Annotated in this window: 1 protein-coding gene; it reads right to left on the reverse strand. The window is 32.7% G+C overall.

Annotated features, from left to right (window positions below):
• A partial coding sequence (locus ACESSZ_RS16500; protein WP_499842914.1) for a transposase occupies positions 1-351 on the reverse strand: 351 nt, incomplete at its 3' end.
• Positions 352-557: the final 206 nt, after the last annotated feature.

Genomic DNA, 557 nt, shown 5'->3' on the forward strand with positions numbered 1-557 from the left:
CGCTAATACTTTATCTTCTATTCCTGAAACATCTCTTTGTCGTTTTGATATCAGCTGTGGCTCAAAAGAGCCATCACGGTCTCTTGGTGTATCTATCGTGATATCTCCCTTTGTAGTATGAACAGTTTTTTGACCATATCCATTTCTACGATTCTGCGTTTGTTTATATTCTTTATTATTATTCTCATATCCTAAATGATGACTCATCTCACCTTGGAGCAACGATTCAAATATCGGACCAAAAAGTTCTTTGAGTGCTTCATCTGCATCTTCTGCTGATTGTGGATCAAATTGTTTTGCGATTTCTTGCGCGAGTGCTACTGTTTTTGGATCTCTTTTTATTCTTGCCATATGTTATTTCCTCTACTTTCTTTTATTGTATCATAAGCATATAAAAACTGTGTATCGTTAAGTCGTACGCTCTTAACTTACACAGTTTATTTTACACTCTCAACTGTGAACTTTTTTATTAACTCACTTTCGCTTGGAGTATAGAAATATATTATGAACATTGAAACAATTGATATTATAGAAGTATTAAAATATTTTTCAAAAAA

The sequence above is a fragment of the Eubacterium sp. 3_1_31 genome (genome assembly GCF_964249515.1).
GTDB lineage: Bacteria > Bacillota_I > Bacilli_A > Erysipelotrichales > Erysipelotrichaceae > Longicatena > Longicatena caecimuris.